The organism is Streptomyces sp. NPDC034049 (assembly GCF_055575575.1).
Genome location: NZ_JBVISJ010000003.1, coordinates 166485 through 177767, shown reverse-complemented (window position 1 = coordinate 177767; position 11283 = coordinate 166485). Strand labels below are relative to the sequence as shown.

The 11283-nt window shown below is 73.6% G+C and carries 10 protein-coding genes; 2 read left to right on the top strand and 8 right to left on the bottom strand.

Annotated features, from left to right (window positions below):
- Positions 1–37: 37 nt before the first annotated feature.
- From ACZ52C_RS10435 to ACZ52C_RS10425, 3 genes are all read right to left on the bottom strand, one after another.
- Positions 38–1192, bottom strand: a complete 1155-nt coding sequence (locus ACZ52C_RS10435; protein WP_045558721.1) for a SchA/CurD-like domain-containing protein — start codon at positions 1190–1192, stop codon at positions 38–40.
- Positions 1193–1451: 259 nt separating this feature from the next.
- Entirely contained in the window at positions 1452–1865 is a 414-nt protein-coding gene (locus ACZ52C_RS10430; RefSeq protein WP_469074329.1) for a hypothetical protein, read from the bottom strand.
- Between the two features lie 216 nt (positions 1866–2081).
- On the bottom strand, positions 2082–3779 hold the full coding sequence (locus tag ACZ52C_RS10425) for an FAD-dependent oxidoreductase (RefSeq protein ID WP_469074328.1): 1698 nt from the start codon (positions 3777–3779) through the stop codon (positions 2082–2084).
- Positions 3780–4088: 309 nt separating this feature from the next.
- Between ACZ52C_RS10425 and ACZ52C_RS10420 the strand changes: the two genes are divergently transcribed.
- Positions 4089–4511 carry a hypothetical protein gene (locus ACZ52C_RS10420; protein WP_469074327.1) on the top strand — a complete coding sequence of 141 codons (423 nt, stop codon included), beginning with the start codon at positions 4089–4091 and terminating at the stop codon, positions 4509–4511.
- Here ACZ52C_RS10420 and ACZ52C_RS10415 read toward each other — a convergent pair.
- Together ACZ52C_RS10415 and ACZ52C_RS10410 are read right to left on the bottom strand one after the other, a co-directional pair.
- Positions 4484–6082, bottom strand: a complete 1599-nt coding sequence (locus ACZ52C_RS10415) for a flavin-containing monooxygenase (protein WP_469074326.1) — start codon at positions 6080–6082, stop codon at positions 4484–4486. The genes ACZ52C_RS10420 and ACZ52C_RS10415 overlap by 28 nt on opposite strands.
- Before the next feature lies 1 nt (position 6083).
- Positions 6084–7160 (bottom strand): patatin-like phospholipase family protein, encoded by a 1077-nt coding sequence (locus ACZ52C_RS10410; RefSeq protein WP_469074325.1) that lies wholly within the window; start codon positions 7158–7160, stop codon positions 6084–6086.
- A gap of 142 nt (positions 7161–7302) precedes the next feature.
- On the opposite strand from ACZ52C_RS10410, the gene ACZ52C_RS10405 reads away from it, so the two are divergent.
- Complete coding sequence (locus ACZ52C_RS10405; protein WP_469074324.1) at positions 7303–7908, top strand: TetR/AcrR family transcriptional regulator; 606 nt, start codon at positions 7303–7305, stop codon at positions 7906–7908.
- Between the two features lie 80 nt (positions 7909–7988).
- On the opposite strand, the gene ACZ52C_RS10400 is transcribed toward ACZ52C_RS10405, so the two are convergent.
- The 3 genes from ACZ52C_RS10400 to ACZ52C_RS10390 form a co-directional block, all read right to left on the bottom strand.
- Positions 7989–9266 (bottom strand): sugar ABC transporter permease, encoded by a 1278-nt coding sequence (locus ACZ52C_RS10400; RefSeq protein WP_469074323.1) that lies wholly within the window; start codon positions 9264–9266, stop codon positions 7989–7991.
- Positions 9257–10033, bottom strand: coding sequence for an ATP-binding cassette domain-containing protein (locus ACZ52C_RS10395; protein WP_469074322.1), 777 nt, complete (start codon positions 10031–10033; stop codon positions 9257–9259). The genes ACZ52C_RS10400 and ACZ52C_RS10395 overlap by 10 nt, the downstream gene beginning before the upstream one ends.
- 82 nt (positions 10034–10115) lie before the next feature.
- Positions 10116–11237 carry a sugar ABC transporter substrate-binding protein gene (locus tag ACZ52C_RS10390; protein ID WP_469074321.1) on the bottom strand — a complete coding sequence of 374 codons (1122 nt, stop codon included), beginning with the start codon at positions 11235–11237 and terminating at the stop codon, positions 10116–10118.
- Positions 11238–11283 lie beyond the last annotated feature (46 nt).

Genomic DNA, 11283 nt, shown 5'->3' with positions numbered 1-11283 from the left:
TTCCTCCGAACGTGAGCTGCGGACTGGTGAGAGGGGGTCAGGCGTCGGGCGCCCGGCGGTCGGTGACGAGGTCCATGCGGGCGACCGTGAGCAGCCGGGCGGGGGCGCTGTCCTGCGGCGAGCCGTCCGTGCCGAGGGCGTCGCCGTCGAGGAGTGCCGTCAGCTCGGCCGCGCGGGCACGGTCGGTGAGCCCGAGCACGGGGCCGGGGTCGGCGTCGATGCCGCCGCGCACGTCGACCAGCCGCACCACGATGTCGTCGCGCTGGAAGATCGTGCTGCGCAGCACCGGGCCCCGCGGGTCGTCCGCCGCCGCCTCGTCCTGCCGGGCGAGCAGCTCGGCCAGCCGCAGCCCGCAGCCCTCACGGGCCGGGTAGTACAGCGCGTGCCGTACGGCGTCCGGGCTCTCCTGGCCGGCCGTCACATGGTGCACGGCGGGCAGCGCCGCGCGGGTGAAGAAGACCCGGGCCGAGTCGGGGTCGTCGAGGTCGCGGTCCTGCTCCAGATAGGGGTTGATGGCCTCCTCGACGGCCCGCACCTCGGGCTGCCGGGCGACGTGCCGCAGCGCGGCGAGCAGGTCGCCCCGCACCTCGACGGCGCGGACCACCCGGTTGCCGTGCATGAACAGGGAGGTGCGGCACAGCCGGGTGGTGTCGTCGACCCTCGGCTCCGGTGCGGCGTAGTCGGCGAGGATCTTGGCGACCTTCTCCTCGCTGCCCGGCTTGACCGTGAAGGTGAGCGCGTGCCGGATCAGGCCGTCGCCGATCCGCGGCGAGGTCTGCAGCCGGCGCTCGCCCGCCTCGGCCTCCACCGCCGGGCCGCCGGTCTCGCGGACGATGTGGAAGCGCAGCGAGCGGGTGTCCCGGACGCAGTCGTGCAGCGGCCGCACCATCTGCACGTGTTCCTCGCTGTTGACCCAGGTGAGGAAGGGCGGGGCGCTCTCCCACTCGCTGGTGATGAGCCATTGGGAGGGGTTCTCGATGGACTGGCAGAGCTGGTCGCTGACGTGCCCGGGGACGGACGCGACCTGGTTGCACAGCTGCTCGTACGCCTCCAGGAACTGCTGCTGGGCACCGTCGTAGACGTCCACGAGGAGGACGACACGGAGCCGGGAGCCGTCGAAGACGGACTGGGAGACACGCTGCGACACCTGCCGCTGCAGTGACTCGGAAACACGTTCGGACGTCGTGGTCATCCTGCGCACATCTCCTCGGTGGGGGGGCAGAGAAGGCCGTACGTCGGCCGGATCGGCGTGACGTCGGCGTGCCTCGATCCTGAGCCCGGCCCCCCGGCCGCGCGACTCGTATGCACTGCGCGGGTGACCGGTCCACCGGGCGGGTGACGGGGGTCCGGGCGAGGGAGGGGCCGCGGGTCAGGAGGGTGCTTCGGGCCGGTGACCGGCCGGGCCGTCGTGCGGCGCGGCCGGTCACGGCGGCTATCGCGCCCGGCACGGGTCAGGCCACGCCGTCGGCGGTCTTCTTGCGGCGTGCCGCGTACAGGCCGGTCCCGGCGACGGCCAGGACGGCGAGCCCGCCCGCGGTCACGGCCGGGGCGGCGAGCCCGCCACCGCCGGTGTGCATCCCGCCGCGGGGCTTCTCGTGGCCGCCGCCCCAGGACTCCTCGTCCTGTCCGCCGCTGCGGGAGCCGTCCTCCTTGCCGCTCCAGGAGTCGCCGTCCTGCTTCCCGCTCCAGGACCCCTCGTCCCGCTGGGCGTTCCCGGAGGCCGTCTTGTCCTGCCCCTGGGCGTGTTCCCCGCTGGAGGAGGAGTCCGAGCCTTCCCAGCCGCCGGACGCGTACGCGACGGGCGCGCCGAACGCGAGGAGGGCGGAGGCCGCCCCGGTGGCCATGAGCAAACGAACAGAGCGCATCTGACGATCCTTCCGTCGGCGGGGCGGGCAGCCGACGCCTCGTCAGCTGGGGTGACCCGCCCCCGACGTGATCCACCGTCAGACAGCAGCTCCGCCCCCACCACTCAAGACGATCACTCGGGTGAACCCGCCCTCCCATCGGGCGAGTTCACGGGTGGGGCGGGCTCAGGCCCTCGTCCGGGGAGCGGGCTCGGGCCTGCGTCCGAGGGGACAGGTTCAGCCCTTCGCCAGCAGGGTGGTCAGGACCTCCCGCAGCGCCGCCTCGGCGTCCGGGGCCGGGCCCGCCGCCCGCCAGGCCACGAACCCGTCGGGCCGGACGAGCACGGCGCCGCCGGGGGCCGTCCCGTGGACCGCCGCCCAGTCCGCCTCGCCCGCGGGCGTCAGATCGGCGGCGGGCCCGTCGCCGATCCGGTACGGCGTCAGGGGCACGGACAGCGTCTCGGCCAGCCGGAGGGCGGCCTCGTGCCAGCCGGCCGACGCGCCGTCCGCGCCGGCGTCGCTGAGCAGGACGAGGGAGCGCTCGTAGAGGTCCAGCGTGGAGATGTGCTCGCCCCGGTGCCGTACCTCCATGTGGGGCGCCCTGCTGCCCGGTGCGCCGGACAGGTCCAGGCGTTCGGGAACGACCGGGCACGCGGGGTCGGCGCCGAGGACCGCGCCCCGCGGATAGCGGTAGCCGAGGGCCACGTTGAGGATGCCGCGCTGCGGGCCGCCGCCCCCGCCGACGCCGGGGGGCGGGGCGAAGCCGGGGTGGCTGTGCTCCACGGACCGGGCGGCGGCACGGGCGCTGGTCGCCTCCGCCACCGGGCGGCGCTCGGCGTCGTAGGTCTCCAGCAGGCCCTCCCCGGCCCAGCCGTCGAGCACGGCCGCCAGCTTCCAGGCGAGGTTGTGGGCGTCCTGGATGCCGGTGTTGGAGCCGAAGGCCCCGGTGGGGGACATCTCGTGGGCGGAGTCGCCGGCCAGGAAGACCCGTCCCGACCGGTAGCCGCGGGCGACGCGCTGGGCGGCGTGCCAGGGGGCCTTGCCGGTGATCTCGACATCGAGATCCGGCACCCCGATCGCGCGGCGGATGTGCTCGACGCACCGCTCCTCGGTGAACTCCTCCAGGGATTCGCCGTGTTCGGGGTGCCAGGGCAGATGGAAGACCCAGTTCTCCCGGTTGTCCACGGGCAGCAGCGCCCCGTCGGCCTCGGGGTGCGTCAGGTAGCAGACGATGAAGAGGCGGTCGCCGACGACCTCGGCGAGGCCGTGGGAGCGGAAGGTGACGCTGACGTTGTGGAACAGGTCTCCGGGGCCGCTGTGGCCGATGCCGAGCTGCTCGCGGATCGGGCTGCGGGGGCCGTCGGCGGCGACCAGGTAGTCGGCGCGGACCGTGGTGTGCTCGCCGGTCTCACGGCTCTTGACGATCGCGGTGACCCCGGAGGAATCGCTCTCGAACGACAGCAGTTCGGTGTTGTAGCGCAGGTCGCCGCCGAGTCGTTCGGCGTGCTCCCGCAGTACCGGCTCCAGGTCGTTCTGGCTGCACAGGCACCAGGAACTCGGGCTGAACCGGGCGAGTCCGCCGCCCGCGTCGATCTCCTTGAAGAGCCACTCGCCCGCGTCGCCGACGAGGGTGGGCGTCTGGAGGATGCCGTGGTTGCCGGAGAGGGTGGCGGCGGCCCGGCGGATGCCCTGTTCGACACCGGCCGTCCGGAACAGCTCCATCGTGCGGACGTTGTTGCCCCGGCCGCGCGGGTGGATGGAGGTGCCGGCGTGCCGCTCCACCAGGGTGTGCGGCACCCCCAGGCGGCCCAGGAACACCGAGGTCGACAGGCCGACGAGGGAGCCCCCGACGACGAGGACCGGAACGTGGTGGGTGGGGTCGCCGGTGCCACCGGTCCGATCGGGCCGCTGCCGCGTCCCAGGGCTCTGCTTCATCGAGTTCACCGCATTCATCGCTCAACTCCAGCGCGTCGTGTCCGCCGACTCGGCCGGATGGGCCGGGGGCTTCATCCATGCCCCGCACCGGAACAACGGGACCGGGCTTCACCCGCTTAGGGCCCTTCCGGGCCGCGCGCGGTTCACCCGCTCAGGGGTCGCCGGCGGGCGGTGCGCCCGGCTCCCGACCGCGGCGGCCGGATCGCCGACGCCGACAGCACCGAGCCGGACGTCCGCGCTCAGGTACTCGGGTGCGGCTGAGTACGTGCGCCCTGTCGCGCGCGGAGGCGCGCCGGGAGGCTGGGGCGCATGAGCCAACGCCTCCCGCACCTCCTCAAGAGCCCGGCCCGGCTGCTGCCGACCCTCGTGACGGCCGTGTCCGCCCTGGCCCTCTGGGCCCTCTGGCTGGGCTGGGACCAGCATCGTGATCTGCATCCTGACGGTTCGTCGACCGGCCCGTACGAGGCGTGGCAGGTGATCGGCCTGGTGCTGACCCTGCTGGTGCCGGTGTCCTGGGCGGCGTCCCGCAGGCACCTCACGAGCGCGGTCGTCGGCACCACGGCGGGCCTGACCGCGGCGTCCTTCCTGGACTGGTCGGACGACGCCAGCGGCCTCTACGGCATCGGCGTGACGATGGTGATGCTGGGGACGATCGCGGTGACCACCGGGGTCGCGTTCCTGATCGCGGCCCTCGGGGCGCGGCCTCAGCCGCCGGCGCCCGTGGCGTCGTAGGCGGAGTGGGTGTCGTATGCGGGGCGGGTGTCGTAGGCCTCGGGATCGAAGCGGGCCAGGCGGCGGCGCATTCGGCCGGTGGACCAGGGCCAGCTGAAGCTGTTGACGCCGTTGACGTCGAGGTAGTAGCTGGAGCAGCCGCCCGCGTTGTAGACGGTGGACGGCAGGGCCTGCTGGATCTCGGCGTGGAAGGCGGCCTGCACCTCGGGCCGTACGTCCATGCTGGTCCAGCCCGCCGCGCGGCAGTGCCGCACCGCGCCCGCCACATACGCCAGTTGGGCTTCGAGGACCGCGTACGCGGAGGAGTGCCCGGTGCCGAGGTGCGGTCCGAGCAGGACGAAGGCGTTGGGGAAGCCGCTGACGGTGGTGCCGAGATAGGCGTCCGGGCTGCCCTTCCAGTGCTCGTCGAGGCTGGTGCCGTCGGCGTCGAACACGCGCTGGGCTATCGGCATGTCGAGGATGTGGAAGCCGGTGCCCAGGACGATCGTGTCGACGTCCGCGCGGCTGCCGTCGGCGCCGATGATCCGGCCGCCCTCGACGGCCCGCACCGCCGTCGCGTGCACGGTGACGTTGGGCCTGGTCAGCGCCGGATAGTAGGTGTTGGAGAGCAGGAGCCGCTTGCAGCCCAGGGTGTAGTCGGGGGTCAGTGCCCGCCGCAGTCGGGCGTCCTTGACGGTGGCCCGCAGGTGCAGCGTGCCCACCTTCTGCACGGCCCGCAGGATCGCCGGGTGGCGGAAGCCGACCCCGAGGGCCTCCAGCGCCGCGTACTCCGCCCCGCGCAGGGCCCGTTGGGCTCCGGGGACGGTCCGCAGCAGCCGGCGTTCGGCACGTGGCACCGCGTGGTCGGGCTTGGGCAGCACCCACTGCGCGGTGCGCTGGAACAGGTGCAGCCGCCCGACGCGGGGCTGGATCGCCGGCACGAACTGCACGGCCGAGGCACCGCTGCCGACGACGGCCACCCGGGCGCCGGTGAGGTCGACGTCGTGGCGCCAGCGCGAGGAGTGGAAGACCTCGCCGGGGAAGTCGGCGAGGCCGGGTATGTCGGGGAGCAGCGGTTCGTGCCAGGGGCCGGCCGCCGAGATCAGGAAGCGGGTGGTCCAGGTGCCGCGGGTCGTCTCGACGTGCCACCGGGCGGCGACCGGGTTCCACTGCGCGCGGGTGACCTCGGTGCCGTAGCGGATGAGCGGGGTGATGCCGTACGCGGCGGCCGTGTCCTGGAGGTAGGAGCGGATCTCGGGCTGGCCGGCGAAGGCCCGGGTCCATTCCGGGTTCGGTGCGAAGGAGTACGAGTAGAGGGCGGAGGGCACGTCGCAGGCGCAGCCCGGGTAGGTGTTGTCCCGCCAGGTGCCGCCGAGGTCGTCCGCCTTCTCGACGACCACCAGGTCCCGCACCCCCGCCTCGCGCAGCTTGATCGCCGCGCCGATGCCGGAGAGGCCGCTGCCGATGATCAGGGCTTCGACGTGGTGGGTTCGGCGGGTGACGGCCGCGGGCGGACGGTCGGGGGTTCCGGGGTTCGCCGGCTCGGGGTGCTCGGGGTGCTCGGGAGTTTCGGGGTTCTCCGGGTGCGGCATCTCAGGCTCCTGTCGTCCGGGCGTCGGCGGTGGGTGCGGCTTCGCGGGCGGCACCACCGGAGGCTTGGCCCTCGGCCTCGGTCCCGGTCTCGGTCCCGGTTTCGGCCTCGTCGTCGGCTTCGCGGAGCGCCTCGCGGACGTGGGCGCGGGTGGTGCGCAGGGCGGTCTCCAAAACCGTCAGGCGGCGTCGGGGGGCCATGAAGTTGCCGCCCATCACCTCCAGGTCGGCGGGGCCGGGCTCGATCCGGACGACCCGCGTGCCCGTCGCCCGCAGCGCGGCGCACTCCGCGTCGAGCGTGCGGGTCATCACCCGCCGCAGCAGCGCCTCCGCCCGGCCGAGCCCGCGGCGCGGTCCGGGGGCGCGGGAGCTCATCGGCGCGACGACGTACACCTCGTCGAGTCCGCTCGGGACGAGCAGGTCGGCGGAGGCGGTGGAGAGGATGCCGCCGTCGGCGTACCGCCGGCCCGCGACGCGCACGGGCGGGAACCAGCCCGGCACCGCCCAGGACGCCCGGAGCGCGTCCCGCAGCGCGGCCGGGCGGGTGTCGGGATGTCCGAAGACCGTACGGCGGCCCGTGTCGAAGTCGGTCGCGACCAGCCAGGTCGCCGGGTGCGGGACCCACTGCCCGGCGGGGGTGAGGGAGTCCGCGAGGGCCGCCAGCCATCGGGCGTCGCCGCGGCCCTGGGGCAGCAGTCCGGACAGCCCGGCCAGGGCGGGGGCGGTGCCGCGCAGGGCCCGGCGGGCCACCCGGGGTGATCCGAGGAAGGCCGCGGGCCGGGGCGGGAGCGCCCGGGGCGGGGTGGCGAAGTGCCGGAGGAGGTCGGGGCGGGCGTCCGGGCGGCCCAGCTGCGCGGCCAGCAGTTCCTCGACGCCCACGCCCGCGCCGAGCAGGGCCGCCACCTCGGCCCCGGCGGAGGTGCCGACCAGGACGTCGGCCTCACGCGGATCGAAGGCGGTGGCCCGCCGCAGCGCGTGCAGGGCGGCGATCGTCCAGGCCGCGCCGAGCGTGCCGCCGCAGCCCAGTACGAGTCCTCGGGTGGGACCGGAGGGGGTCGTGCGTGTGCTCGTGGCGTTCACCGCGTCCACATCCATCTACTCGGGTACTCGGGAGATCCAGATACCGACGAGATCCGGATACTACTGGTATCCGAAATCCTTGGACACCCTCCGGCAGGGATAAGATCCGGGGACTCCGAGCCACCTGGAGAGGGAGCAAGGCATGGCCCGCCTCAGCCGCGTCGAGAGTCAGGGACGGACGCGGGAGCGGCTGGTCGCCACCGCGCGGCAGCTGTTCCTCTCCCACGGCTACGCCGCCACCTCGCTCAGCGACGTCGCCGAGACGGCCGGCTACTCCAAGGGCGCCGTCTACTCCAACTTCCGCAGCAAGGACCACTTGTGCCTCGCCGCGCTGGACGACATCCGGGCCGAACAGCTGGCGCTGCTCACGGACGCGGTCATGGGCGAGGCCGGGATCGAGGACCGGCTGGCGGCCTTCGCCGCCTGGGCCGAGGCGCACATCGGCGACGAGGCCTGGACCACGCTGGAAGTCGAGTTCCTCACCAGCGCGCGCCACGACGAGGAGCTACGGCAGGAGATCACGTCCCGTGTGGCCGCGATCCGCGAGGCCCTCGCCCACCTGCTGGACGCGCTCGCGCTGGAGCTGGGCGTCGCCCCGGCGATGCCGGCCGACCGGGCCGCGATGACCCTCCTCAGCCTGGGGATAGGGCTGGGCGTCCAGCGCGTCGCCGACCCGAGCGTCCCGACGGCCGTCCTGACGGAGACGCTGCGGCTGGTGCTGCGAATGGACGAGCGGGCGGAGGGCTGACCGGGCGAAGGGCTGACCGGGGGGAGGGCTGACCAGGGGGAGGAGGTGGCCGTGCGGAGGGGTGCCGGGCGGGCGGGTGCTCAGGCCCGTCCCCGGGTCTCCGCCGCCCGGCGGGCCAGGGAGTCGAAGACGACGGCCACCAGCAGCACTCCGCCGGTGATCATGAACTGGACGGCGGGCTGGACGCCCAGCAGGGCCATGCCCGAGGCGATCGACTGGATGATCAGCACGCCCAGCAGGGCGGACCAGGTCGAGCCCCGGCCGCCGAAGAGGCTGGTGCCGCCGATGACCGCGGCGGCGATGGCGTTGATCAGCAGCATCCCGGAGCCCGGGACCTGGGTCGCCGAGGTGAGCCGGGACGCGACGAACAGACCGCCCACCGCGGCCAGCGTCCCCGACACCACGAACACGGCGATCCGTACGCGCGGCACGTCGACGCCGGACCGCCGCGCCGCCTCCACGCCGCTGCCCAGCGCGAGGACCTGACGGCCGTGGACCGTGCGGCGCAGGAAGAGGTCCGCGGCGATGATGACACCGAGGAAGATCAGCAGCGCCAGCGGCAGGCCCTCGAAACGGTCCAGGACGTAGACGGTGGCGAACGCGACCAGCGCGAGCAGCGCCGTCCGCACCCAGATCCCGCCCCCCGCCCGGTACGGCAGCCCGGCGGCGGCGCGGCGCCCGCGGTCGCGGAGGCAGAGCAGGAGATAGACGAGCGGACCGAGCGCCGCGAGGCCGTAGGTGACGGCGGCGGAGCCGAAGGAGCGGCTGGTCAGCTCGGCGACCAGGCCGTCGTCGCTGAAGCTGATGGAGCTCTCCGGCCCCAGGAGGTAGAGCATCAGGCCGTTCCAGGCCAGCAGGCCCGCGAGCGTGACGACGAACGCGGGTACGCCGATCTTGGTGAAGACGAACCCGTGGAACGCCCCGGCCGTCGCGCCGCAGGCCACCGCGACGAGCACGGCGAGCCCCTCCGGCATGCCGTGGTTGACGTTCAGTGCGGCGAACAGGGCGCCGGAGAGGCCGGCCAGCGATCCCACCGAGAGGTCGATCTCGCCGATCAGCAGCACGAAGACGACGCCCACGGCGACCAGGCCGGTGCCCACGATCTCGACGCTCAGGACGGAGAGGTTGCGCGGGGAGAGGAAGTTCTCGTTGAGGCTCTGGAAGACGATCCAGGTCACGGCGAGGGCGAGCAGCGCCGGCACCGGGCCCAGCTCGCCCTCGTGCATCCGGCGGCGCACGGCGTGGGCGTACACGCGGCGGCGCTCGCCGAACCGGCGGCGCCCGGCGTGCGAGCGGTGCGCGTCGTCCCGCGGGCCCTCGCTCCGGGGGCTCCCCTCTCCGTTCCCCCTCACGGCCATGTCTCCTCCGGGTCGGTGGGGTGGTGGCCCGCCGTGTTGTCCACCGCGCCGGTGATGGAGGAGATGATCTGTTCCTGGGAGGTCGTGCTGACGTCGAAGAGGCCGTTGTTGCGGCCGAGGCGCAGGACGGCGATCCGGTCGGCGACGGCCTTGATGTCCCCCATGTTGTGGCTGATGAGAAGCACTCCGGTGCCCCGGTCGCGCAGTTCCTCGACGAGGTCGAGGAGCTGGTTGGTCTGTTCGAGGCCCAGGGAGGCGGTGGGTTCGTCGAGCAGCAGCAGCCGGGGGGCGCTGACGAACGAGCGGGTGATCGCGACGACCTGCCGCTGCCCGCCGGACAGCGTGGCGAGCGGGACCCGTACGTCGGGGATGCGGATGGAGAGGGTGCGCAGCAGCTCGCGGGTGCGGCGCTCCATCTCCACCTCGTCGAGGACGCCGAAGCGGTGGATCTCCCGGCCGAGGAAGAGGTTGCCGACGACGTCGAGGTGGCCGCACATCGCGAGGTCCTGGTAGACGGCGGCGATCCCGAGGAGCTGGGCGTCCTGGGGGCGTCTGATCTGGACGGGTTCGCCCTCCCACTCGATGACGCCCTTGTCGGGGGGACCGACGCCCGAGATCACCTTGACCAGGGTGGACTTCCCGGCGGCGTTGTCGCCGACCAGGGCGACCACCTCACCGGCCCTGATCTCCAGTTCGACGTCCACCAGCGCGTGGACGGCGGCGAAACGCTTGGAGACGCCGCGCAACGCCAACAGGGGCTGGACCACCGGGTCACCTCCTGGACGGGGCGGACAGGACTGACGGGCTCGCTGAGGCTCATGGGCCGCTGAGGCACAGGGTCGCTGAGGCTCACGGGGTGAGTCCGGCCCTGTCGCACGCGGGCCGGAGCTTCGGGGTGCAGATCTGGTCGATGGTGTACATACCGTCCTTGACCAGAGTCTCCTCGATGTTGTCGGCCGTCACCGCGACCGAGGGCAGGAGGACCGCCGGGATGTCGTCGTCGGTGGGGCTGTCGACGGTGCCCGTGGCGATGTCGTCGACCGGCTCGCCGCGCCCCAGTGCGACGGCCATCTCGGCGGCGGCGTCGGCCGCCGGTTCGAACGGCTTGTAGACGGTCATGTGCTGGCTGCCCTGCACGATGCGCTGAATGGCCGCGAGGTCGGCGTCCTGGCCGGTGACCGGCGGCAGCGGCCGTACGGCACTGGCGTTGAGGGCGGAGACCACCGCGCCGGCGAGGCTGTCGTTGGCGGCCAGGACGCCGTCGATGTTCTCGGCGCCGAGGGCGGAGATGGCGCCGCTCATGTTGACGTAGCCGTTCTCCGGCCGCCAGCCGACGGTGTCGTACGACTTTCCGATCTTCACCTCGCCCTCCAGGACGGAGAGCGCCCCGCGCTTGTACCAGCCGGCGTTGGGGTCGGTGGTCGCGCCGTTCATCATGACGATCTGGCCGCCGTCGGCCTTGTCGCCCATGGCCTTCAGGAGTTCCTCGGCCTGGAGTCTGCCGACCGTGTCGCCGTCGAAGGTGACGTAGCCGGAGATGGGGCCCTGGGCGAGCCGGTCGTAGGCGACGACCGGGATGTCGGCCCGCTCGGCGGCCTCGATCGACGAGCGCAGCGCCTTGGGGTCGACGGCGGCGACGATCAGGACGTCGACGCCTCTGGTGATCATGGCGTCGAGCTGTTGCCGCTGGACGGCCGGTTCGGCGGTGGCGGCGACGCGCGCCGCCGGGCAGCCGGGGCACAGCTCCTTCAGGCGTTTCTCGATCAGGGGCCGGTCGAACTGCCCGAAGCGGGAGGCTCCGCCGCCCGGCAGCAGCACGCCGACGCTGAGGTCGTCACCCCCGCTCCCGCCGCCCCCGTCCCCGCCGCCACACGCCCCGGTCAGGACCAGCCCGACGGCGACCACGACCGCCGCGCCCGCCCGCCCGAGGGCCCTACGTTTCACGGCCGAAAGGCCGACACCGAGACCCATGTTCGGTTCCTTAGGGAAATTGCCCGCTCTTGCCCTGCTATGGGCG

What these genes read in the sequence shown, in the direction of transcription:
- ACZ52C_RS10400 (WP_469074323.1), bottom strand. Translation starts at nt 9,266, where the DNA reads ATGGCCGTGAGGGGGAACGGAGAGGGGAGCCCCCGGAGCGAGGGCCCG.
- ACZ52C_RS10430 (WP_469074329.1), bottom strand. Translation starts at nt 1,865, where the DNA reads ATGCGCTCTGTTCGTTTGCTCATGGCCACCGGGGCGGCCTCCGCCCTC.
- ACZ52C_RS10390 (WP_469074321.1), bottom strand. Translation starts at nt 11,237, where the DNA reads ATGGGTCTCGGTGTCGGCCTTTCGGCCGTGAAACGTAGGGCCCTCGGG.
- ACZ52C_RS10435 (WP_045558721.1), bottom strand. Translation starts at nt 1,192, where the DNA reads ATGACCACGACGTCCGAACGTGTTTCCGAGTCACTGCAGCGGCAGGTG.
- ACZ52C_RS10425 (WP_469074328.1), bottom strand. Translation starts at nt 3,779, where the DNA reads ATGAAGCAGAGCCCTGGGACGCGGCAGCGGCCCGATCGGACCGGTGGC.
- ACZ52C_RS10405 (WP_469074324.1), top strand. Translation starts at nt 7,303, where the DNA reads ATGGCCCGCCTCAGCCGCGTCGAGAGTCAGGGACGGACGCGGGAGCGG.
- ACZ52C_RS10420 (WP_469074327.1), top strand. Translation starts at nt 4,089, where the DNA reads ATGAGCCAACGCCTCCCGCACCTCCTCAAGAGCCCGGCCCGGCTGCTG.
- ACZ52C_RS10415 (WP_469074326.1), bottom strand. Translation starts at nt 6,082, where the DNA reads ATGCCGCACCCGGAGAACCCCGAAACTCCCGAGCACCCCGAGCACCCC.